Genomic DNA, 23,363 nt, shown 5'->3' on the forward strand with positions numbered 1-23,363 from the left:
GTGGGATAGCGCCCTGCCGGCCAGAACCCGGCCGGCCCTGCCCGGGCGCCCTGTGCGACCTGGGCGTCCTCTCTCCCGGCCCAGGCCTGGCGACCGTCGGCCATGAGTTTTAGTCAGCCTGGAAATCAAATGGCCAGCAGCCATGCGCACCGAAGCAATGCAGGGCCGGCGCCGACGCCGGGGCTCAACCGCCCTGGGCTTCGCCCAGCAGCCATTCGCGGAATTTCAGGATGGCGGCCTTGCCGGCGTTCTTCTCGGGATAGACGAGGTAATAGGATTGCGGACTCTTGACCGCGAAGGGGAAAGGCACATGCAACTGGCCCAGGCTGATCTCGGTCTCGACCATGAACTTGGGCATCAAGGCCACGCCCATACCGGCGACCGCCGCCTGGATGACCATCGCCAGCTGCTCGAAGCGCGGCCCCGACAAGGCATTGGGGCAGTCCACGCCGACATGGCGGAACCAGTCCTGCCAGGCCTGCGGGCGAGTCGTGTGCTGCAGCAGGGTGACGTTGGCCAGGTCTTCGACCGCGTGGATGCGCTCGCTCAAGGCCTTGCTGCACACCGGCACCACCTCTTCGCCCATCAGCCGCACCATCACCGTATCGGGCCAGTCGGGTTCGCCGAAGTGGATGGCGGCATCCACCTGGCGGGTACTGAAATCGAAGGGCAAGACCTCGGTACTGAGGTTGAGCAGCACATCCGGATGGGCGGCGGAAAACTTGGCCAGGCGCGGGATCAGCCACTTCACGCCGAAGGTCGGCAGGATGGCCAGGTTCAGCACGCTGGCCAGGCTGTTGTAGGTCATCACCTGGAAGGTCGCCATCTCGATCTGCTTGAGGATGGTGGAGACCTGGGCCGCGTAGTCGCGCCCGGCCTCGGTGAGGATGAGTCGGCGGTTGATGCGCTCGAAGAGCTTGACGTTGAGGTAGTCCTCCAGGATCGCCACCTGCCGGCTCACGGCCCCCTGCGTCATGTGCAACTCGTTGGCCGCCTTGGTAAACGACATGTGCCGCGCCGAGGTATCAAAGGCGATCAGGCATGACGTTGACGGGATGAAACGGCGCATGGGACGGGTTCCGCTGGGTAAATGACCCCGCACTATAGCAAAAGCCGCCCCCTCCCCTCCAGCGTGACCGGCCCCGCTCATGCCGGTGGTGGCAGCGCTGGCTGCAGTGCCGCCGGGCGGGACGGACTCATGCAAAGCGCGTATTGCCCAGCAGGCAGTGCGGATCGAACACCGGCTGTACCCGCGCCGCCAGCGCGCGTTGCGCGGGCTGGGTGTAGCGCTGGTAGTAGTGCTGGTTGAATGGCCCGATGCCATGCTCCGCACTGAAGCTGCCCTGATAGCGCTGCACCACCAGGTCATACAGGGCGGTGCGCAGGGCCTCGATGCGCTCGGCCGGGAATTGCGGCTGTGCGGCGGGCGCGATGGCCAGGTTGAAGTGCACGCCACCGTCACCCCAGTGACCGAAGTCATACACGTCGGCGCCCGCGAAATCCCGCTCCACCAGCGCCAGCGCCTCGGCACGGAAGGCCGGCAGGCGCGAGCGCGAGACCGAGATATCGAAGGCCACGATCTTGCCCTCCTGCTTGACGCTGTCACTGATGGCGTGGCGCAGGCGCCAGAGGGTGTCGGGCTTGTCCACCACGGCATCGACGATGGCGTCGTCGAAATGGCGCTCCAGCCAGGCCATGAAGAGCTTGTCCAGATCGAAGTGCTCGCCTGCTTCAGCCGAGGAACTGACCTCCACCAGCAGGGCGTAGTCCGGCAAGGGATCGAAAGGTGCGGCAACCTGCGGCAGATGGCGCAACACCGAGGCCAGCGCATTGCGCGAGATGCCTTCGAAGGCAGTCAGGAAATCGGCGAACTGCGCCTGGGCGTCCTGCAGCAGCCGCAGACCGGCCTCCAGCGACGCAGGCACCACCAGTGCCGTGGCACGCTGGCGCGGCAGCGGATGGGCGCGCAACACCGCCTGGGTGACGATGCCGTAGCTGCCGGCGGTACCGATGAAGAGTTGCTTCCAGTCGGGCCCGGTATTGTTCTTGTGCAGGCGATTGCCCATTTCCAGCAGTTCGCCGGGCGGCTGCATCAGCAGGGCCTGCAGGCCCAGCGTGTTGTGGCGCACATCGCCGTAGCGGATCAGACGCGCGCCACCGGTATTGGCAGCCAGCATGCCGCCCACCGACGGGTCCGCGCCGAGATCGATGGGAAAGCACAGCCCATGCGGCGCCAGCGCCTGGTTCAGGTCCGACAGCCGGGTACCGGCCCAGGCCTGGATCACGCCATCGACGGGATCGATATCGATCACGCCGCGGATGCGTTCCATGCTGAGGATCACCTGCAGGCCGGAATCATCCGGGGAAGCCGCGCCGACCAGCCCGGTATTGGCACCCTGCGGTATCAACCGCACACCCTCGGCGGCACACAGGCGCATCAGTTCGGCGGCCTGGGCCACATCGGCGGGACGCGCCACGCACAGCGCCTGGCCGGCCCCATAGCGCGGGCCATGTTCATAGGGCGTACGCTCGGCGGCGGCAGTGATCAGGCCGCTGCTGCCCAGCAGCGACTGCAGCTGCTGCAACGCCCGTTCAGCAGACACTGCCTGCCTCGTCGCCGGCCGGTACCGCTGCGGTCATCTTGAAGATGCCCTGCGCATTGCCGCTGTCGAAGCTCAGGTCCAGCTTGCGCTGGCCGGCCTCGTCCAGGTAGTGATCGCGCGAGATGAATTCGTAGAAGGAACCGGGCACCGTCATGGCAACCGGCTGGCCATCGTCGCCTTGCATCTGGTAATCGACCTTGACGGCGCGGAAGGCGGTCTGGCGCACGCGGCCATTGCGCGAGACCTCGACCTGATCCTTGATCGGCCGTCCCAGCTGGCGCTGGCGCTCGGCCGTGGCGACCACGTCGCCCACGCGGTCGGTGGCGTGGTTGAAGGCATTGCCTTCGGTGGAGATCCAGGCCATCTCGGCGGACTCGGCCTTGAGGGTCTCGTATTGCGCCACGGTGGGCAGGTCATGGTGACGGGCGAAGCAGGCCAGCATGGCGGGAAGCAGGCGCTTGGCCTGGTCCAGGGCCAGCTTGCCCTGCGCTTCCAGCTGCGCCAGCAGCGCCAGTACCTCATCGGAGAGCGGGTTGCGCGAGCTGGCCAGCACTGCCTCTACGGTCTGCTGGAACTGCGGCGAGAACTGCTCGGGATGCAGTTCGCTGACAAAGAACTGGGCGATGTTCTCGGCGTCATCGGCGTGGGTATAGACACGGCCGGTCATCTTGATGCGGGCCAGCGGATAGGTACCGCTCTGCTGGTATCCCAGCGGCAGCAAGACCTTGGTGAACAGGGTCTCGCCATCGGGGAAGCCGCTGTCGCGACCACGCCGTACGGTACGCACGGCACCGTGGTCGAAACAGATCTTCACACCGTCGCGCTCGGCGTCGTCCACATAGTCGCGGCCGCTGGCGACCTGCTGCAGCAGTTGTTCGAAGAGCAGCATGTTCAGCGCCTGCGCCAGCTCCAGGCGCGACACCTCCTGCCCGGCTGGCTTGAGGGTGGATACCGGGACCTCCAGCCGCACGAACTGGCGCTCGACAATGGCTTGGTCGCCGTAATGGGAAAGCAGGAGTTGGTAGAGGTTGCTGTCTTGCGCGGAAGTCGTCATTTGCTTGCCTTTGACCATGGGACAATGAGATAGCCTCATGGTAACGGCAGCGCAGGGGAGGAATAAAACGATAATTTCTGAGGTATGCCCGCTTTTTTCTCATGCAAACGGCTTATTGCAGCCGGGCAGTGATGGAAAAAACATGCCAATGTCGATCACGATGCCGAGCAGATGCCTGACCTGTCCATTGACGACCGTCCCGCAAGTCAAAGTCACGGTGCATCCTGCGATTGTCGGCATCGTTCCTTTCCTTTGACCTGCTCTGCATGCAGCCGGAAACCCCCTCCATGACTGCACGGCGCCGGCGCGGGCTTGCGCCCGCCGTGCCCCCCGACACGGCACCGACGGGAACGGCAGGCCTAATGTATTACAAGCGGCGCAATTTGATTAGCCGTCGTTTTGCGAAGGAACTCATTAACACAGCTTAACAATTGCGGCGCAGTGCGGCTCTGGCAGGAGTCTGCAGGGATTGGGCCAAATCAGTGAGCACACTGTTTAGTCATGGACCTCTAATCAATTTTCCCGGGATGTAATACATTGGCGCCTCGCACGGCTCACTTGCCGACCCGCAAGCAATCGTCCGGTCGCCGCCTGCAGAGGTTCCGGCAGCCCGGCTTGCCCGGCTTACCCGGCCTTCCGGCCCCTTACCGCCCCACCGCTTTTCATCACCCGCAGCCAATCGATGACCCACCTGAAGAAAATCCATGTCAAGCAGCTCAGCCCCGGAATGTATTTCTCAGGTTTTGACGGTGCATGGATCACCTCCCCCTTCTGGCGCGCCAGTTTCCTGATCCGCACTGCTGGCGAAGTGCATCTGGCGCAGCAGACCGGGCAGGAGTATTGCTGGATCGACACCGAGAAAGGCTGCCAGCCGCCGCCCGAACCCACCCCGCAGGAGCCTTGCGCGCAGACACCCCCCAGCGCAGCCCCGCCCGAGGAAGTCAGTGTCGATCCGGACCTGGCCGATGCCCTGCAGCTCTACGAAAAGGCAAGGCAGATCACGCAGGAGGTCTTCAACCAGGCGCGCCTGGGCAAGTCACTCGACGTGCAGAAATGCAAGGAACTGGTGGAACAGATCGCCGTCTCGGTGGCCCACCACGGCGATGCCCTGCTGGGCATCATCCGTCTGAAACGCGCTGACGAGTACACCTACCTGCACTCGATCGCGGTCTGCACCATGATGGTGGCCCTGGCACGCACGCTGGGCCTGGACGACACGGCCTGCCGCCAGGCCGGCCTGGCGGGCTACCTGCACGACATCGGCAAGGCCTTCATTCCGCTCGAACTGCTCAACAAACCCGATCGCCTGAACGACCAGGAATACAAGACCATCCAGCGTCACCCGGCGCTGGGCCACGCCTACCTGAGCGGTCTGGTGGGCATACCGGATGACGTGCTCGATGTCTGCCTGCATCACCACGAGAAGATCGATGGCTCCGGCTATCCTGATCGTCGTCAGGGCCCGCAGATCAGCCTGTATGCACGTATGGCCGCGGTCTGCGATGTGTATGATGCGGTCACCTCGCATCGTCCCTACAAGAGCGCCTGGGACCCGGCCGAATCGCTCTCGCGCATGGCCTCGTGGCAGGGACATTTCGACCGCACCATCTTCCTGGCCTTCGTCAAGACGCTGGGCATCTACCCGCTGGGCTCCATCGTCACCCTGCAATCGGGGCGCACGGGGCTGGTGATCCGCCAGAATCGCCGAGACCTGACACGCCCGGTGGTCAAGGCCTTCAGCACCACCAGCACGATGGAAGTGCTGGAACACGAGATCATCGATCTGTCTGCCGCTGGCCAGACCGATACCATCGTCGAACGCAGCGGCCAGGACTGGCTCAGGAGCCACGGCCTGGCCATCGGTTCACTCCAGGCCATGCTGGCGGTATCGGACGCCGCAGCGTCCACACAGGCGACCAATGACGCGGCGGCAGGTCAGCCAGGGCGGGACTTGCCGGCATCGACCGGATGGCGCCGCCTGAAATAGGCGCGGATCTGCTCGATGCAGGCGAGGATCTTCTGCGGGACAGGCGCCCGGTGCTTGGTGGTGAGGAAGGCACTGTAACTTTCCAGTGACCAATCCGGCAGCACCACCACCAGCCGCCCGGCATCCAGATCCTCCTGCACCTTGCTGCGCAGCAGGCGCGCCACGCCATGGCCTTGCAAGGCCAGACGTCGCAGCGAGCGCGCATGATTGGCCGTAATGTGCGGTGTCAGGCGCATCTGCATGCACTGCCCACCGCGATCGCGCAGGGCGACTTCCACGCTGGTGCCATGCGGCGTGAAGAAGAGGAATTGCTGGTGCATCAGGTCTTCGGGCGTCCTGATCGGTGCGCGCGCCTGGAGATAGGAAGGTGCGGCGCACAGGACCGCCTCCAGCTGCGTGAGGTAGACATCCTCGGCGCCGGGCGCCTTGCCTACGCGCAACGCCAGATCCACGCTCTTGTCCATGAGATCGACGTTATGGTCATTGACGTCGATGTGGATGCGCAGCCGGGGATGCTCGTGGATGAAATTCTCCAGGGCCGGCACCAGGTACTCGGAAGCCATGAAGCTGGAAGCAGCGATACGCAACTCCCCGACCAGTTCATTGTGCAGGCTCTCGGTATTGAGCCTGGCCTCGTCCGCCAGGGCCACGATGCGCGCGCAATTGGCGTAGAAGGCTTGCCCCGCCTCGGTCAGGCTGAGCTTGCGGGTGGTCCGATGCAGCAGGGTGGTACCGAGGATGGCTTCCAGCGCACTGATGTGCTGGCTCACCGAAGACGAGGTCAGCCCCAACTCCCGGGCCGCCTTGGAAAAGGCGCCCAGCTCCACTACCCGGGAAAAGATCACCATGCGCGGCAGGTAATCCATCGCGTTGTTTTTCATCTTGCGCTGTCGTTGTCGTATGTCGGTTCCGGGGCCGGACACTCCGGCCCCTCCGGCCACTGCCGGCCGATGGTCTATCGTCGGGATCGACTATAGCCGCTCCCGGAAGTCATACAACTTGGAAGCTGGGCGCAAGAAATGGTTTAATTTCCAGTTTGGCAAGACAGGTATTTTCAGGTAATGGATGCCCGCCTGAAGTGGCAGCGTCAACCTGGGCGCAGCGTCCTACCAGAGCCAGGACGCCAGTTGTACCTCCAGCGAGCGTTTTGACATGGCGCCGCCGAAGGACTTGACCACGTTGCCTTCGACGAACACCTTCAACTCAGGAATCGCCGTGACGCCATAACGTTGTGCGAGAGCAGGGCATTGATCGACGTTGACCTTGTAGACCACCAGTTTTCCCTGATGCTCCCCCGCAATGGCGTCCAGATTCGGCGCAATGCTGCGACATGGCGCACACCACGGCGCCCAGAAGCCGACCAGGACCGGTCTGCCGCTATGCAGTACATCCCGCTCGAAGTGTTCTACCGTCGTATGCCTGGCGCTCATGGAATGACTCCTACGCAGTGATGGCACTAAGGGCCGATACAGATGAAAAAGAGGAAAGTAGATTGCCACGATGGCAATCTACCTTCCTGAAAGGGACTACCCACGTCCCCTGACCTGTCTATCCGATCAATGGCAAACTCCGCAGCTCGGCGTTGGCCTCCAGCACGAAACCCGCCACCGCGCCGGCCAGCTGCTGCGACTGTTGCTTGAGGGAGATGGATGTGGCTGAGGACTCTTCCACCAGGGCCACGTTCTGCTGGGTCGAGTGGTCGATCTCCTGGACCGCCTGGCTGATATCGGCAATGGCCATGTCCTGCTCGCGCGAGGAACGCAGGATTTCTTCGGTGATCTCGCTCACGCGCCGTACCTCGGCCACGATCTCGGTCATGGTCGATCCGGCGTTCTGCGCCAGCCGGGCTCCGTTTTCGATCATGTCGACCGAATTGACGATGAGTACCTTGATCTCCTTGGCAGCATCGGCGGAACGACGTGCCAGCGAACGCACTTCGGACGCCACCACTGCAAACCCGCGCCCCTGCTCACCGGCCCGCGCTGCCTCCACTGCGGCGTTGAGTGCGAGGATATTGGTCTGGAAAGCAATACCGTCAATGAGTCCAATGATCTCTGCGATCTGCTTGGAACTCTGATTGATGGCGTCCATGGTATGAACCACTTCCCCCACCACGGTACCGCCTTGCTGCGCCACGCCACTGGCAGCGGACACCAGCGAGTGCGCCCGCGATGCAGCCTGGGTACTTTGACTCACTGCGACGGTCACCTGCTCCATGGCTGCGGCAGTCTGTTGCAGCCGCTCGGCGGTGAGCTCAGTACGACGCGACAGTTCGTCATTGCCATTGGCAATCTCTTGCGAAACATGGTCAATGTCGTTGGCCATGCCACGCAACCGCTGCACGATGGTCGCCAGTTGGCCCCGCATGGCAAACAGCGAGAACAGAACGCTTCCGCTGGTAATCTTCCCGACCTGCCCTGCCTGGCTCAGGTCACCATTGGCGACGGCTTCTGCGATTGCCGCCAAGGCTTCGGGTTCGGCCCCCAGGAAGCGTTGCACCAACCGCCCCATGACGATACGGGTGACGGCAAATGCCAGTACGACGATGACCACGGTGCTGCAGATCAGCCATAGCAGCAACTCGTTCAAGGCCTGCGAAGGAGGCGGATGCGGCAGATCCGACACCAGCCACCATCCCTTGCCGGCGGGTCCTGTGTGATCAAAACGGCTGGCGGCCTGGAAGCGCCCCAGATCGGCGCCCACATGCAGATAGGAAGCAGCACCACCGGCAGGATGCTGCACGTTTGCGGTAGTGGCGCCCATGCGGGCCACTGCGGCACCTGCGCCATCATAGAGCGCTGCGCTCACATCCGTGGTGGGGCGCAGGATCACCGACGACTTCATACTCAGCACCAACGTACCCAGATGCTTGCCGTCTCTGATGACCGGTACTGCCGCATCGACCTGTCCATCTTGTAGTCGACCATAGAAGCGCACGTCATCGGCACTGAGGAACTGTTGTCGTATCGCCGGTGTCGAGGGAGCAGCCACCTTGGTCCCGGCATCACGGGCGGCGGCGAAAAGCACGCGTCCGTCGGAAGCCATGAAGATGGCGCTGTCGTAAGCCGGGCGCACCCGCATCAACCCACGCAGATTGGTCTCACCGCGCGCCGCCCACTGGGCCTGGGTGCTCTGATCGGCGGGATCGATGCCCTCGTTGGCCAATGCCCTGAGTGCGCCCTGGAAAGGCGGGGTCATCACCACAAAGCGGGCATCAGAGGCAATCTGCGCCATCGCGCTGCGCGCCGCTTCCACCAGCATTTCCTGTTGCTGGCCCGCCCCTTGCAATGCCTTGCCACTCTCGGCCGAGTCGACCTGGAAAGCTGCAACCGCTCCGATTACAAGGGTGGAGGCCAGCGCCACCGAAAGCACCACCAGCATCAATTGGGTCTGGAATCTTAATCTCATCTCTACCTTTGCGTGAAAGGGCGGGACCGTCGCATGTGGTCATCGATCGGCCAGCCGCCCGGTCTGTGTGATCGCCCCGGTTACCACTTACTGAATATCGGAAAATGCGCACAGCAACTTGCGCACCGCCATCAGAGGCGCCAGCAGGGCATCGCCGATTTCGTAGTCGGCTCGCAATGCCTCACTGGGATCGGCATAATCAAGGTAGGTGCGACCATCGGCGGTTTCCCAGATCACCACTTTCAATGGCAATTCCAATGCAGCACGCGGGTTACTGAGCATGATGGGTGTTCCCAGCGCTGGATTGCCGAACAACAGTACGCGGGTGGGACGCAAGGACAGGCCCTTGTGCGCAGCAGCGGCTTGCTGGTCGATATCAGCAAAGAGCGTGAGGCCGCGATCACGCAGCAATGAGATCAGCAGGCCATGGGTTTTCTTGAAATCCAGCCGGCTGCGGATCGACAATACGTTGGCCGGGGCGTAGCACACCCCCTCGAATCGGGCATTCATAAGTAGCAGTTCAGAAAGTGTTAAGCGGAATCTTCAGGTAACGGATGCCGTTGTCGCCTGCAGCCGGTAGCTCGCCGGCATGCATATTGACCTGCAGCGCGGGGATGATCAGTTGCGGGAGGGACAACGTGGCATCGCGCCGGGTTCGCATGCGCACAAAGTCGGCCAGTTCGACACCATCACGCAGGTGAATATTGCGTTCGCGCTGCTCCTGCACGGTGGTATGCCAGACCGGCGCACGCCCATCAGGCGGATAGTCATGGCACATATAAAGCACAGTCTGCGGTGGCAGTGCCAGCAGCTTGCGCACCGAGCGATACAGTAGCTGCGCGTCTCCTCCAGGGAAATCACACCGCGCCGAACCGATGTCGGGCATGAACAGCGTATCGCCCACGAAAACGGCCTGCTCGCCAATGCGGTAGGCCAGGTCGGCTGACGTATGGCCGGGCACCGATATGACCTCGGCGTTCAGCCGTCCGATCAGAAACCGCTCCCCATCCTCGAAGAGGTGATCGAAGTCCGTCGCCTGCAAGGATGCCGGCGCCAGATCGAAGGCGTGCGAAAACGTCTGCCTGACATCGGCGATGCGAGCACTCATGGCAATCTTCCCGCCCAGGGACTGCCGCAGGTAGGCGGCAGCAGAGATGTGATCAGCATGCACATGGGTCTCCAGATGCCATTGCACCTGCAAGCCGCCTTGCCTGACGTAGTCGGCGATCTGATCGGCGCCGGCAGCAGAGGTGCGGCCGGAGCGTTGATCGTAGCCGAGCACTGAATCGATGATGGCGCATGCTACGCCACCCTCTTCGTGGACGACATAGCTGAAGGTCCCGGTGGTGGCATCGAAGAAAGGTTCTATCCGTGGTGTCATCTCATTGGCCCTGAACGCCAGGTCCTCAAGCAAATACACGCCGCGTCGTCAGCGCGGTCATGTCCTTTACCGGCCCCGGCCCTTCAATTTCAATAGGTCTTGTACGGCAAGTACTTCCCGGAAAGCAGTACATTGACGCGATCGCCATTCGGATCGGCCTGGCGCTGGATATCCATCTTGAAATCGATGGCACTCATGATGCCGTCGCCAAACTCCTCGTGGATCAGCTCCTTGATGGTGGTGCCATAGACATTGACCATCTCGTACCAGCGATAGATGAGCGGATCGGTCGGCACGGCCGTAGGCAGGGAGCCCTTGTACGGAACGATCTGCAACCACGCGACGGCTTCGTCACTCAGGTCGAAGAGCCGGCCGACGGCTTCCGCCTGGCTCTTGTCGAGGGTCATCTGGCCCAGGCAGGCCGCCGTGCTCCATTCCTTGGAAAGGCCGGTAGCCGCGGTGACCTGACTCCACTTGATGCCCTTCATTACCTTGGCAGAAAGGATCATCTTGGTTACTTCTTCACGACTGGAAATCATTTGATAGCTCCGAATTGACGGGTTGAAAAAAAGCGGTGCGCGGACTCACGCCGAAGCGCGTATATCCAGCACAGAGGAGATGTCAGGCACGGCGTCGGACTCCAGGCCGGGCCGTACGATGCGCGTGACGGCCAGCTCGGCCACCTCGCCCGACATCTGGAATGTCCTGGATCGGTGCACCAGGAAATCGACGAGGTGGTTGCGTATCCGGTAGAACTGGGGATCACGATGAATGGTGGCCCGGGTGCGCTGCGGCGAGAGTGTGTTGATCACGATCTCGGCGATGCGCGCCCTGGGGCCGTTACTCATCAGGAAGATGCGATCGGCCAGCAGGATGGCTTCGTCCACGTCGTGGGTGATCATGAAGACGGTCTGTTGCGTCGCCTCGCAGATGTTGAGCAACTCGTCCTGGATGACGCCGCGCGTGAGGGCGTCAAGCGCGCCAAAGGGCTCATCCATGAGCAGCATCTTGGGCTCGATGGCGAAGGCACGGGCGATGCCGACGCGCTGCTTCATGCCGCCGGAAAGCTCGGCAGGCTTCTTTTTGGCTGCGGCCGACAGGCCGACCATCTCGATGAAACGCGCAGCGTGGGCCGCCACCTTGTCGCGGCTCCAGTCGGCGTAGCGCGAACGCACTGCGAAGGCGATGTTCTCTTCCACGCTCAGCCAGGGCAACAGGGCGTGGCTCTGGAACACGACGCCCCTATCCAGGCCAGGTCCGGCCACCTCGCGGTTGTCCATGATGACGGTGCCGGTGGTGGCCGCCTCCAGCCCGGCCAACACATTCAGGATGGTGCTCTTGCCGCATCCGGAGTGGCCGATGATGCAGATGAACTCGCCACGCTCGATGCCGAACTGTACCTGATTGAATACCGGCGGCAGGTCGGGCCGGTACTGCTTGGAAAGGCCGTCGACCTGGACGAAGGGTCGGCCGGCGGGGGACCGGGAAGTATCCCGGGTGCGATCATTCAGCATAGGTCACCTTCTTTTGCAGGGCGGCGAAGAGGATGTCGAGCAGCATGCCGACGACGCCAATGACGAGGACGGCAAAGATCACGTTCGACAGCGAGAGGTTGTTCCATTCGTTCCACAGGAAATAGCCGACCCCGTTGCCGCCGATGAGCATCTCGGCGGCAACGATGACCAGCCAGGCGATCCCCATGGAGATGCGCATGCCGGTGATGATGGTGGGAGCGGCAGCCGGCAGGATCACCAAAAAGGCCTTGCGTAGCGGTGAGACTTCCAGGGTACGTGCCACGTTGAGCCAGTCACGGCGTACACCGGCTACGCCGAAGGCGGTATTGATGAGCATCGGCCATACCGAGCAGATGAAGATGACGAAGATGCCCGAGACCGAAGAATCCTTGATGGTGTAGAGCGCAATGGGCATCCAGGCCAGCGGAGAGATGGGCTTTAGCACCTGGATGAAAGGGTCGATGGCTCGATATAGAAGTGGGGACATGCCGATAGCAAAGCCCAGCGGAATGGCGACCACCATGGCCAGCAGATACCCGAGTGCCACGCGCAGCAGGGAATGCGCCAACTGGATGCCGATGCCCTTGTCGTTGGGGCCATGATCGTAGAAAGGATCGCTCAGGTGCCGTGCCGCGATATGCAGGAACTGCCCGGGCGTAGGAAAGCCGTCGACCTTCGCCGGCGTCTCTCCGGCGGCAGACGGGGCCTGCCCCATGAGGGCTGCGTATTCGGCATCCTTGGCGCTGACAGCGGTGGGGGCCGAGGCACGCGGCATCGTTGCCAGTTGCCAGATACCCAGCAGAAGCAACAGCAGCAACACCGACAACAAGGCTGCACGCAGTTTGAGTTGATGGTTCATGTTCTTTCCTCGCTGCGGTCAGGTTCGCTTGATGGCGAAGCTGTTCAGGTAGCCCTGCGGATTGGTCGGATCAAAGGTCTTGCCCATGATGCTGAACGAACGGTAGCCATTGCTGGCTGCCGCCGGCACCTGCATGCCCAGCGCTGTCATCTGGCGACGCGCGTCAGTGAGCAGGAACACCTTTTCCGCCAGCGCCTGGTAGTTCATATCTCCCTTGATGTAGCCCCAGCGTTTCATCTGGGTCAGCATCCAGGTCGCCATCGAGTACCAGGGCATGGCGTCGAAATCCGCGCGATCCGGTTCGTTGCGCACATTACCCAGACCATCGGCATAACGACCGCTGAGGGCTTGCAGTACCACTGTCTCGGGCTGATTCAGATAGCCCGGGGTGCAAATGGCCCGCGCGATGGCCGCCCGGTTCTCGGCCTTGTGCGCCATGGCGCTGGCGTTGAGAATGGCCCGGTAGAGCGCCGCGAAGGTATTGGGGTTGCGGTCGATGAAGGCCTGCGTGGTGCCAAAGGCACAGCAGGGATGGCCGTTCCAGATATCCTTGGTCAGCAGATGGATGAAACCGATCTGGTCGTATACCGCACGCTGGTTGAAGGGATCGGGACCGAGAAAGCCGTCGATATTGCCGGCGCGCAAGTTGGCGATCATTTCCGCCGGTGGCGTCACCCGCAGTTGCACATCGCGGTCGGGATCGATGCCATGCTCGGCAAGGTAATAGCGCAACAGGAAGTTGTGCATCGAATACTCGAAGGGAATGGCGAACTTGAATCCCTTCCAACGACGCGGATCACGGTTGTCCTTGTGCCGCAGTGCCAGCGTGATGGCCTGACCATTGATGTTCTGGATCATGGCTACCCGCATCGGTTGCGCGGCCGCGCCAAGGCCGGCGGAGATTGCCAGCGGCATGGGCGCCAGGAAATGCGAGGCATCCAGTTCGCCATTGATCATCTGGTCGCGTACCAGCGCCCAGCCTGCGGTCTTGCTGAGGGTCACATCCAGGCCCTGCTCCCGGTACATGCCCATCGGGTCGGCCATGATCAGTGGCGTCGCGCAATTGATGGGAATGAAGCCGATCCTGAGGCTCTTCTTTTCCAGACTGCCCTGTTTTTCCAGCGCTTGCGCCTGCAGGCTGCCCAACGGCAGCACTGACGCCACTGCAGCCATCAGTGCATGGGAACCGATCGCCTTGATCAGGTTGCGGCGCGTGGCATCGTGAGGAAACAGCGCACGCACGGCGGCCGCTTCGACGAAGTCACATGACAGCGCCTCGACGTCTCCAGCGCGGGCCAACCGGGTCGCGCTGGCCGCTGCGGCCTGGTTCGCATGCTCCTCCTCGGAGGCATGCTGGCCGCATGAACAGGCCGCCAACGAGGTGTCGAGGGAATACGGACGATAGAGATTTTTATCGGTCATGCAAGGCCCCTGGTTGGGAGTGGATGGGTGAAATATCAGCAGAGAAACGGCGATATCAGGCGGCCAGGCGTTGTCGCGGGACACTCATGTCCAGCGCGGCAACGATCTTGTCCTGGTAGAGCTGATGCATTCGGAGGACCTCCGGGCTGTCCTCCAGAACCAGCCATTGGCCATTGGCGCAGGGCTGACCATGCAGTACCACCGAAAGCGATTTGGTCTTGAGGCGGACGACCGGCGGCCGGTGCTCGTATTGCGGCCCGGCCAGGCCGAGCAACTGGGCAGCGATCACGGCTGCCTGACGCGCCAATGGTTCGATGAAGCGACAGGGTGTGCCGGCGATGCTGATGCAATCGCCCAGCGCATAGATGTGCTCGGCGCTGGTGCGCAAGGTAGCCGCATCGACCGTAATACCTCGCTCGAACGCCAGCCCCGCACCGCGGGCCAGGCGGCTCTCGGTATGCAGGCCGGTGGCGACCACGATCTGGTCGCAACTGAGGCTAAGGCCGTCGGCACCGCGGATTTCCTTGATGCCTAGCGCGCTGCCAGCGATGTGGCTGATCCGGGTCTGCCCGTAGAAGGCAATGCCCTGGGACTGGAAACTGGCACGCATGCGCTCAGCGGCTTGCGGCGGCAGCAGTTGCGCCAGTGGCAGCGCTGCTACGTCAAGCAAGCTGACCTGATGCCCTGCGCGCGCAAAATCCTCGGCCAGCTCGCACCCCACCATGCCGGCGCCGATGATGGCCACGCGCCTTGCAGCCCCTGCAAGACCTGCTTGCAGGCCACTCCAACCTGCCAGATCGTTGACGCGCCAGCACAACGCAGGCGGCACCTCGGCCGGCAGGTAGGGCTTGGCTCCCTGAGCCAGCACGAGGTCGCTATAACGCAGGGTGCCGCGCGTGGTACGCAGTTGTCGCAGGCCAGGAGCAATGCCGATGGCATAGGTCCCGCTGAGTAGACGCACCCGAAGACGTCGGGACGATTCGGCTGCCGATTCGCGTACCAGGGCAGCGGGGTCGAGCTTGCGGCTGAGCGCGATCGACAACTCCGGTTTGTGATACCGGTCCCCGGCGCAGGCAGTCACCAGGGTGATGGGAACATCGGCATCCAGCTTGCGAAGCGCCTCGACCACCGACCAGCCAGCGATGCCGGCACCGACGACGACGACACCGCGGCGGTGCGTCGAAGCCTGCATCGTTGCGCCCGACGGCGGCGGCGTCGCCTCCGACTGCGGTGCATAGGGCTCGAAGTCCGCCTTGACCACACCGCACAGGGGGCAAACCCAATCGTCGGGTATGTCTTCAAAGCGTGTTCCCGGCGGCAGGCCGCTATCGGGATCGCCTTCCTGTTCGTCGTAGATCAGGCCGCAGGCGCGGCACAGGTATTGGCGCCACTTCACGACAGCGAGGCTCATGCCGGCACCTCTTCGCGGGACAGGCGCGCCATTTCCGAGCGCAGATGCTTGATGGCGGGTGTGACGATGGCTGCAAAATGCGCCTCGCGTACGCGCCGTTGCGGGGCCGAGTTGATCAGGTAGCCGCGCGCGCCCTGATGCAACAATGCCGACTGGGTCGCTCGCAGCGCCAGCTCGGCCCCCTGGGCGCGGGCGTCGAGCACGTCCAGCATATAATCCTTGCTGCCGTCGAAGGGCGAGCCGACAAGCCTGGCGACGCGGCCAGCCAGTTCGAGATATTCGGCTTCCAGTTCATCCGGGCGGTCGTCCAGGAACTGGTTGACATGCCCCAGCAGCGGTTCCACGTCGCGCATGGAATCGAGCGCTCCCTGGATCAGCCCGGTGGCCATTCCTATCTGCAGCAGGATGAAGGCAGCGCGGATCTTTTCGATAAAAGGCCGGGCCGGATCGGCGATCATATTGTCTTCGCCGACGAAGTAATCCTCCAGACGCACACCCCAGGTACTGGTGCCTTCCATCCCGGAAAACTCCGGACATTGACGCAGCACCACCTGTTGGTCACAGCGAACCAGAAAGATGATGTCATGCGAATGCGACTGGTCATCGCGATAGACCGAGGCAATCGCGCCGAAGTACTGACCCGGCCCGATATGGCTGACCCAGGGCAAGGCACCGCTGACCCGGTAACCGCCCGCTACCCGGCGCGCGCGCAGCAACATTCGTTCGATCCCGGCGAAGGCCTTCATGGGATTGGACAGGCCGGTGCCTCCGAAGCTGCGCCCTGCCACATGGTCGTCCAGCAACTGGCCGTCGAGGGCGGGGTTGCCGGATTGTTCAAGGTACAGCGCGCAGACGTCATGCGCCCAGGTCAGGAAACCGGTCGAGCCACACTGCCTGCTGATTTCATGCATGGCGCCCAGCGCCAGCCCATAACGCCCGCCGTTGCGCCGCAAATGGCCGGCAAAGGCCCCCGCGCGCGCCAGCGACGCCATGACCTCCAGCGGATAGTGGCCCTCATGGTCGATCCTGGTCGCCAACGGCGCCAACTGGTCGACCGCAACACCGGCCACGGCGGCCACCACGGCGGCATCGCCAAGGGCCGGATCGAGTTGTGCACTACGGATATCTATGGTGGTCATGACGTTCTCCTCAACAAGCTGATGGCGGGACTGGCGCGACGAAATCAGTCGGCCAGGCCGATGCTGAAGGGGATGGGGTTACGCATGGTGTTGGCCACTGGCGAGTAGAAGTTGGCCTGTTTGACGATCTCGTCAAGTTCTTCGCGGCTGGCATCGCCTTCCACCAGCACCTTGACGCGGATTGCCTGGAAGCCCATCTCGGAAGGCTGCATCTGCGCGCCACCGGCACCCCAGGCAGCGGGGTTGCCGATATCGCCCTCCACGAACAATTCCAGACGCGACAGCTTGACCTGCTTCCAGGTCGCCACGGCGGTGATGCCCACCGCCAGGCAGCCGCCCAGCGCAGACAGCACGATCTCGCCCGGGGCTGGCGCGGTGTCTTCTCCGAACAGATGTAGCGGCTCATCCACCACCACGGCGGCGTGGTCACCGACATAGCTGAGAGTGCGGTACTGACCCTCGACAACGGTATGGACCTTGTTCGTGCCGCGACGCGCGGGGTTGTCACGGCCCTGTTCGGCGAATTTCATCAGTCCGTCGCGATCAATCGGACGCAGATAGGTCTGGACGGTCTGGGGGGTGGCGGTAGTCACGGAACGCTCCTTGGGAAATAACGGCTTTTGGCGCCGTGCCAGCCAGAAGATCTTTCTCCGGCCCTTCCCTAATGGCAAAAGCTGTGCCAAGACGATTTATCACTGTAAGTCATTGATTTAAATCATAAAAACTATTTTCAGTGACAATTTTATCCACCCACCAAATGTCCGACAATGTTTACAATTTGTAGACATTGTTAATCTTCATGGCGATAATTGACCGGTCCATTCTTTTGCTCACCACCACCGGCTCCATGACCCCTGACCCCGAAATCGACATCGATTCCGATAGCTCGCCGTCGTTTTGGCGCCAACAGGAAATGCTGTTGTTTGAACAGGTAATGTCCCTGGTCGGCAAGAGCCTTTCTCCCGAAGTGGTCCTGCGCGAGATGCTGCATCTGCTCTCCGAACTACTGGGATTGAACCGGGGCCGCGTGGTCCTGCGCGATGAGGGTAGCGAGACGGCGCGCATCCATTACGCATATGGCATGACGCGCCAGGAGATGGCACGCGGGGTGTACCAGCCTGGCGATGGCGTGACCGGGCGCGTGCTGGCGACCGGGCAGTTGACCATCGTCCAGGATATTGACCAGGAACCGCGCTTCCTGCTGCGTACGGTGCGGCGGGAGGACCTTCCCTCCGGCCCGGTTTCCTTCATCGCCATGCCGATCAAGATCGACCGCCAGACCGTGGGCGTGATGGCCTGTCACCGCATCCGCAGCCGGATGCGCACGCTCAGTGACGACCTCACGGTGCTGCGCATCCTCAGTACGCTGGCGGGCCAGTTGCTGCAACTGCAACAGAGTCTTCTGGCCAAGACCAAGGTGCTGGAACAACGCAATGAAATCCTGACCAAGGCGTTGCAAGCCGAGGCCACCCGCTATGGGATCGTCGGTACCGCCCCTTCGCTGCTGAAGGCAATTTCTGAGCTTGAGCGGGTTTCCGACGCTACAGCCAGTGTCCTGCTGATGGGCGAATCCGGGACCGGCAAGGAACTCTTCGCACGCGCACTGCACCTGGCCAGCCCGCGGCGCGACAAGCCCTTCATCAAGATCAATTGCGCTGCCATCCCCGACACGCTGTTCGAATCGGAACTGTTCGGGCATGAGCGCGGCGCCTTTACCGGCGCAGCTACTGCACGTGCTGGATGGTTCGAGCAGGCCAATGCAGGCAGCATCTTTCTCGATGAGATCGGTGAGATGCCGCTGGCAATGCAAACCAAGCTGCTGCGTACCTTGCAGGAAGGCACCATTACGCGCCTGGGGGGCAAAAAGGAAATTGCCATCGATGTGCGGCTGGTCGCCGCCACCAACAGGGACCTGGCGCATGAGGTCGAGGTCGGCGCATTCCGGCAGGATCTGTACTACCGGCTTAATGTGATCCCCATCCATCTTCCCTCGCTGGCCGAACGGCGCGAGGATATTCCAGCGCTGGTCCTGCATTTCCTCAATCACATCAACCAGGCGCACCAGCGCAATGTCAATCTCTCCCAGGATGCGCTGGACCTGCTCCAGCAGCAGGAGTGGCCTGGCAATATCCGCGAGCTCTCCAATCTCATCGAGCGCGCGATCCTGCTGGCTGAGCGCCCTATCCTCGATGCCCGCGACATTGCGCGCTTCCTGCCGGACAAGCGCAAAAGCTCTGGCATGGCGCAGCCATTGCCGCCACAGCATCAGGAGACGGCGATGCGGCCGATGGACAGTGCCTCCTGGGGCCAGGACGTGGCATCGACTGCTGTTGCGGTCAGGCCGTATGCCCCAGTGGCCTCACACTCCGCAGCGCAACTGACGGCGGCGCTGACGCAAAGCGCCGGCAACAAGTCGCGCGCCGCGCAACTACTGGGCCTCACACCACGACAGTTTTCCTACCGCTGGGAGAAGCTGGGGCTGGAATAAGCTGCGCGACCGAGCGCATCGCGGTCCGGGCATGCAAGGCCGCCGCACCGGACCACCTCCCCATCCCGGATTTGACAGCAAGGCATCGGCACGGTATTCTCGCCAAAGGTCATAAGTATGACCTAATGATTTTAATGATCCGTTCCCCCTTCCCCTCCCCTTACATGAGACACGAGGCAGGAGGCCGGCGCATCCAACAGCATCGATAAAGAACAATGAACGAGGAGACCCGATGAGCAACGCTGATTCCCCATCCCTGGGGCAGGCCGGCCACCAGTCCATGGCGCCGGACCGCGCCACGCTGGCCGATGCCACCTACCGCAAGATCCTGTGGCGCATCATGCCCTTCCTGATGCTGGTGTACGTGGTCTCCTTCATCGACCGCTCCAACGTCGGCTTTGCCAAGCTGCACTTCCTGGCCGATCTCAATTTCACCGATGCCATCTATGGCATCGGCGCCGGCATCTTCTATGTGGGCTACATCCTCTTCGAAGTCCCCAGCAACCTGTGGCTGCAAAAGATCGGCGCGCGCAAGACCCTGCTGCGCATCATGGTGCTGTGGGGCCTGTTCTGTGCCGCCCTGGCGTTCATGCAGACCGCCACGCATTTCTACCTGATGCGCCTGCTGCTGGGCGCGGCCGAGGCAGGACTGTTTCCGGGCATGCTGCTCTATCTCACCTATTGGGTTCCGCTGTCGCGCCGTGCACGCTTCACGGCCCTGTTCACCGCCTCCATCCCGCTGGCCGGACTGATCGGCGGCCCGCTCTCGGGCTGGCTGATGCACGCCTTCGAGGGCGTGGCGGGCATGCGCGGCTGGCAATGGCTGTTCATCATCGAGGGCCTGCCAGCCTGCGTGCTGGGCGTGGTGGCCTATTTCTACCTGAATGACAAGCCGGATCATTGCCGCTGGCTCACTCCCGAAGAACGCGCCCTGGTGACGGCCGACATGCAGGCCGACCAGGCCGCCAAGCCCAAGGGCGGCGGGCATTCCTTCGGCGACGCGCTGCGTAATCCTCAGCTGTACTGGCTGGCCGGCATGGGCGTGGCCGTGCTGGTCGGCACCGGTGGCGTGTTCTTCTGGCTGCCCACCATCATCCGCAAGGCGGGCGTGCATGACATCGCCACGGTGGGCCTGCTCTCGGCCATTCCCTTTGCTGCGGCCATCGTCATCCAGTATCTCAATGCCCGTCACTCCGACCGCACCGGCGAGCGCCGCTGGCACGTCGCCATCCCGGCCATCGTCGCCGGCATCGGCTGGATCGCTCTGCCTTCGGTGCAGAACAGCATTCCCATGTCGCTGGCGATGCTGACCCTGGTGACCGCGGGCACCTTCAGCCTGACCGGACCGTTCTGGATCCTGCCGGCGCAATTCCTTTCCGGCACCGCACTGGCGGCCGGCATCGCCCTGCTCAGCACCCTGGCCGGTATCGGCAGCGTGTTCAGCCCGATGCTGGTGGGCTGGCTCTCCAGCACCACCGGCAGCCTCGCCACCGGCCAGTACTACTTCGGCGCATGGATGCTGGTGGGTGCGTTCACCCTTCTGCTGGGCGTCAAGCCCAAGCCCCGCACCGCCGCAGCCTGACCACGCCATGACCTCTTTGCATACCCACATGAACGCCTTGAAACCAGACACCCTCATCGGCATCATCGGCGCCGGCGCCATGGGCAGCGGCATCGCCCAGGTGGCTCTCGACGCCGGTCATCCGGTGGTCTTGCACGATGCCGCAGCGGGCGCACTGGAACGTGGCCTCGATGGCATCCGCAGCCGCTATGCCCGGCTACTGGCCAAGGGCAAGATAGACCAGGCCCATCACGATGCCTGCCTGGCCCGCCTGCGCGGCGGCAGCCTGCAGGAGCTGGCCGGCGCCGCACTGGTGATCGAGGCCATCGTCGAACGACTGGACGTGAAGATCGCCGTGCTGTCGCAACTGGAGCAACTGCTGCGCCCGGACGCCATCATCGCCAGCAATACGTCCTCCCTGTCGATCACCGCCATCGCCGCCGGACTGGCGCGGCCACAGCAGGTGGTGGGCATGCACTTCTTCAACCCGGCACCGCTGCTGCCGCTGGTCGAGGTGGTCAGCGGCAAGGCCAGTGCCGAGGCAGTGGTGCAGACCATCTTCGAGACCGCCCTGGCCTGGAAAAAAGTCCCGGTGCATTGCCGCTCCACGCCGGGATTCATCGTCAATCGCATCGCCCGCCCCTACTATGGCGAGGCACTGCGCCTGCTGGCCGAGGGTGCTGCCGATGCCGCCACCCTGGACCGCGTGCTGCGCGAGACGGGCGGCTTCCGCATGGGCGCCTTCGAACTGATGGACATGATCGGCCACGACGTCAATTACGCCGTCACCCAATCGGTCTACGACGCGCTCTACCAGGACCCACGCTACAAACCCTCGTTGCTGCAGAAGGAGCTGGTCGACGCCGGCTGGCTGGGGCGCAAGAGCGGGCGCGGCTTCTACCGTTATGACGTGGAGGCGCAGACAGGCGACGCGGTCAGGCCCGCCGCCGACACCCCTGCCGGCTACACCATAGGCAGTGTCATCGCCGAAGGCGAACTGGGCCCCGCCGCCGCACTCATCGACCTGGCGCACGAACACGGCCTGCCAGTGCGCGTGACCGACGGCGCGGGTGTGCTGCACATCGATGGCGTGACCCTGGCCCTGAGCGACGGCCGCAGTGCCAGCGAGCGCTTTGCCCGGGACGGCGTGCAGGTGGTCTTCGACCTGGCCCTGGACTATCGTCAGGCGCGCAGCATTGCGCTGGCGCCGGCCGACCAGACGGATCGCCATGCACTCACGGTCGCCCAGGCCTTCTTCGCCGGTATCGGCAAGTCGGTCGTCGTGCTGGACGACTGCCCGGGGCTGGTGGTCATGCGCACCGTGGCGATGCTGGCCAACGAAGGTGCCGACGCCGTGCAGCAGGCGATTGCCACGGCCGCCGATGTGGATCTGGCGATGCTCAACGGCGTGAACTATCCGCGTGGGCCGCTGGCCTGGGCCGACCGCATCGGCATTGCCCATGTGGCGCGCGTGATCCGCCATCTGTCGCTGAGCTATGGCGAGGACCGCTACCGTCTCTCGCCGCTGCTGGCGCGCATGGCATTGACGAATCGCGCCTTCTTTTCCGAGAGGGCCAGCGCATGAGCCAGGCTGCCGACAGGACGGCGCCCGTCCGCTGCGAAATCTCCGACGCGGTGGCCGTCATCACCATCGACCGGCCGGAACGCCGCAATGCCCTCAATCTGGAGGTCAAGCAGGTCCTGGCCGAGCTGATCGACGCAGCGGCGGCGGACCCGGCGGTACGCGTGATCATCCTCACCGGCTCGGACCGCTATTTCGTCGCCGGGACCGATATCGGCGAGATGGCGACGATGACGCCGACCTCGCATACCCTGCAAGCCACCGACCGCGTCTTCAATGTGCTGCGCCGTGTGGACAAGGTGCTGATTGCGGCAGTGGAAGGCTATGCCCTGGGCGGCGGCTGTGAGCTGGCGCTGTGCTGCGACCTCATCGTCGCCGGTGAGACTGCCAGGCTGGGCCAGCCGGAAATCCGCGTGGGCATCATGCCAGGTGCCGGCGGCACGCAACGGCTGGTGCGCACCATCGGCAAGTACCAGGCCATGAAGCTGGTATTGACCGGCGAAGCGGTCAGCGCACGCGATGCCCTGGCCATGGGCATGGTCTCGGAAGTCTGCCAAGACGGCCAGGCGCTGGCGCGCTCGCGTGAGCTGGCAAGCACCATTGCGGCCATGCCGCCGCTGGCGGTGCGGGCGATCCGGGAGGTCATGCAGCAGGGTCAGGATATGGCGCTGGACAGTGCGCTGGCGCTGGAACGGCGCGCCTTCCAGATGCTGTTCGACACGCAGGACCAGAAGGAGGGCATGCAGGCGTTCCTGGAAAAGAGGGCAGCGCGCTATCAGGGGCGCTGAGCCGCCAGGCAGCGCGCAAAGGCAGTACGGACGGGTATCAGTCAAAAGTTTGAGCTAACGGATAATTCGGGGATAATTCGTCAATAAACGGCCGAATTATCGCCCAGTGCACCGCCCCCCCGGCGGCCGCCAAGCTCCCGAAAGCTTTTGATGAAAAACCAGCCCT

Annotated in this window: 21 protein-coding genes; 5 read left to right on the forward strand and 16 right to left on the reverse strand. The window is 63.2% G+C overall.

The genetic code is table 11. From position 1 onward, the window contains the following. Positions 1 to 184: 184 nt before the first annotated feature. The 4 genes from gcvA to HBH1_RS25165 all read right to left on the reverse strand — a co-directional run bounded on the left by gcvA (position 185) and on the right by HBH1_RS25165 (position 3,897). Positions 185 to 1,069, reverse strand: coding sequence for a transcriptional regulator GcvA (gene gcvA, locus HBH1_RS22785; RefSeq protein ID WP_039876716.1), 885 nt, complete (start codon positions 1,067 to 1,069; stop codon positions 185 to 187). A 127-nt stretch (positions 1,070 to 1,196) separates the two neighbouring features. Further along, entirely contained in the window at positions 1,197 to 2,603 is a 1,407-nt protein-coding gene (locus HBH1_RS22790; RefSeq protein WP_102664498.1) for an FAD-binding oxidoreductase, read from the reverse strand. Next, positions 2,593 to 3,657: a DUF1338 domain-containing protein gene (locus HBH1_RS22795; protein WP_166758368.1), complete on the reverse strand. Its 1,065-nt coding sequence runs from the start codon at positions 3,655 to 3,657 to the stop codon at positions 2,593 to 2,595. The genes HBH1_RS22790 and HBH1_RS22795 overlap by 11 nt, the downstream gene beginning before the upstream one ends. Before the next feature lie 99 nt (positions 3,658 to 3,756). Then, positions 3,757 to 3,897, reverse strand: coding sequence for a hypothetical protein (locus HBH1_RS25165; protein WP_158243321.1), 141 nt, complete (start codon positions 3,895 to 3,897; stop codon positions 3,757 to 3,759). 442 nt (positions 3,898 to 4,339) lie between these two features. Here HBH1_RS25165 and HBH1_RS22800 point away from each other — a divergent pair, with 442 nt between their 5' ends. After that, complete coding sequence (locus tag HBH1_RS22800) at positions 4,340 to 5,644, forward strand: HD-GYP domain-containing protein (RefSeq protein ID WP_102664500.1); 1,305 nt, start codon at positions 4,340 to 4,342, stop codon at positions 5,642 to 5,644. Here HBH1_RS22800 and HBH1_RS22805 read toward each other — a convergent pair. From HBH1_RS22805 to HBH1_RS22860, 12 genes are all read right to left on the reverse strand, one after another. Next, on the reverse strand, positions 5,593 to 6,525 hold the full coding sequence (locus HBH1_RS22805; protein WP_199181642.1) for a LysR family transcriptional regulator: 933 nt from the start codon (positions 6,523 to 6,525) through the stop codon (positions 5,593 to 5,595). The genes HBH1_RS22800 and HBH1_RS22805 overlap by 52 nt on opposite strands. Positions 6,526 to 6,750: 225 nt before the next feature. Beyond that, positions 6,751 to 7,074, reverse strand: a complete 324-nt coding sequence (locus HBH1_RS22810) for a thioredoxin family protein (protein WP_102664502.1) — start codon at positions 7,072 to 7,074, stop codon at positions 6,751 to 6,753. Between the two features lie 118 nt (positions 7,075 to 7,192). Continuing rightward, the gene (locus HBH1_RS22815) at positions 7,193 to 9,052 is read right to left on the reverse strand and encodes a methyl-accepting chemotaxis protein (protein ID WP_102664503.1); all 1,860 of its coding nucleotides are present in this window, start codon (positions 9,050 to 9,052) and stop codon (positions 7,193 to 7,195) included. 87 nt (positions 9,053 to 9,139) lie between these two features. Further along, positions 9,140 to 9,562 carry a DUF302 domain-containing protein gene (locus HBH1_RS22820; protein ID WP_102664504.1) on the reverse strand — a complete coding sequence of 141 codons (423 nt, stop codon included), beginning with the start codon at positions 9,560 to 9,562 and terminating at the stop codon, positions 9,140 to 9,142. 10 nt (positions 9,563 to 9,572) lie between these two features. Continuing rightward, positions 9,573 to 10,433 (reverse strand): MBL fold metallo-hydrolase, encoded by an 861-nt coding sequence (locus HBH1_RS22825; protein WP_102664513.1) that lies wholly within the window; start codon positions 10,431 to 10,433, stop codon positions 9,573 to 9,575. A gap of 89 nt (positions 10,434 to 10,522) precedes the next feature. Continuing rightward, on the reverse strand, positions 10,523 to 10,972 hold the full coding sequence (cynS, locus tag HBH1_RS22830; protein WP_006464967.1) for a cyanase: 450 nt from the start codon (positions 10,970 to 10,972) through the stop codon (positions 10,523 to 10,525). Positions 10,973 to 11,017: 45 nt separating this feature from the next. Beyond that, positions 11,018 to 11,947 (reverse strand): ABC transporter ATP-binding protein, encoded by a 930-nt coding sequence (locus HBH1_RS22835; RefSeq protein ID WP_102664505.1) that lies wholly within the window; start codon positions 11,945 to 11,947, stop codon positions 11,018 to 11,020. Beyond that, positions 11,937 to 12,806, reverse strand: a complete 870-nt coding sequence (ntrB, locus tag HBH1_RS22840; RefSeq protein WP_102664506.1) for a nitrate ABC transporter permease — start codon at positions 12,804 to 12,806, stop codon at positions 11,937 to 11,939. Before ntrB ends, HBH1_RS22835 begins: the two co-directional genes overlap by 11 nt. An 18-nt stretch (positions 12,807 to 12,824) precedes the next feature. Then, positions 12,825 to 14,228 (reverse strand): CmpA/NrtA family ABC transporter substrate-binding protein, encoded by a 1,404-nt coding sequence (locus tag HBH1_RS22845; protein ID WP_077237319.1) that lies wholly within the window; start codon positions 14,226 to 14,228, stop codon positions 12,825 to 12,827. A 55-nt stretch (positions 14,229 to 14,283) separates the two neighbouring features. Next, positions 14,284 to 15,639, reverse strand: a complete 1,356-nt coding sequence (locus tag HBH1_RS22850; protein ID WP_102664507.1) for an FAD-dependent oxidoreductase — start codon at positions 15,637 to 15,639, stop codon at positions 14,284 to 14,286. Further along, on the reverse strand, positions 15,636 to 16,778 hold the full coding sequence (locus tag HBH1_RS22855; RefSeq protein ID WP_102664508.1) for an acyl-CoA dehydrogenase family protein: 1,143 nt from the start codon (positions 16,776 to 16,778) through the stop codon (positions 15,636 to 15,638). Before HBH1_RS22855 ends, HBH1_RS22850 begins: the two co-directional genes overlap by 4 nt. 44 nt (positions 16,779 to 16,822) lie before the next feature. Then, on the reverse strand, positions 16,823 to 17,308 hold the full coding sequence (locus HBH1_RS22860; RefSeq protein ID WP_077237461.1) for an OsmC family protein: 486 nt from the start codon (positions 17,306 to 17,308) through the stop codon (positions 16,823 to 16,825). A 383-nt stretch (positions 17,309 to 17,691) separates the two neighbouring features. Here HBH1_RS22860 and HBH1_RS22865 point away from each other — a divergent pair, with 383 nt between their 5' ends. The 4 genes from HBH1_RS22865 to HBH1_RS22880 all read left to right on the forward strand — a co-directional run bounded on the left by HBH1_RS22865 (position 17,692) and on the right by HBH1_RS22880 (position 23,197). Then, on the forward strand, positions 17,692 to 19,266 hold the full coding sequence (locus tag HBH1_RS22865) for a sigma 54-interacting transcriptional regulator (RefSeq protein WP_233207685.1): 1,575 nt from the start codon (positions 17,692 to 17,694) through the stop codon (positions 19,264 to 19,266). Between the two features lie 232 nt (positions 19,267 to 19,498). Beyond that, positions 19,499 to 20,848 (forward strand): MFS transporter, encoded by a 1,350-nt coding sequence (locus tag HBH1_RS22870; RefSeq protein ID WP_102664509.1) that lies wholly within the window; start codon positions 19,499 to 19,501, stop codon positions 20,846 to 20,848. 28 nt (positions 20,849 to 20,876) lie between these two features. Then, a complete protein-coding gene (locus HBH1_RS22875; RefSeq protein WP_102664510.1) occupies positions 20,877 to 22,412 on the forward strand; it encodes a 3-hydroxyacyl-CoA dehydrogenase in 1,536 nt (511 codons plus the stop codon). Next, a complete protein-coding gene (locus HBH1_RS22880) occupies positions 22,409 to 23,197 on the forward strand; it encodes an enoyl-CoA hydratase-related protein (protein ID WP_102664511.1) in 789 nt (262 codons plus the stop codon). The genes HBH1_RS22875 and HBH1_RS22880 overlap by 4 nt, the downstream gene beginning before the upstream one ends. Positions 23,198 to 23,363: the final 166 nt, after the last annotated feature.

This window comes from Herbaspirillum sp. BH-1, from assembly GCF_002870055.1.
In the GTDB taxonomy this organism is placed as follows: domain Bacteria; phylum Pseudomonadota; class Gammaproteobacteria; order Burkholderiales; family Burkholderiaceae_D; genus Herbaspirillum; species Herbaspirillum frisingense.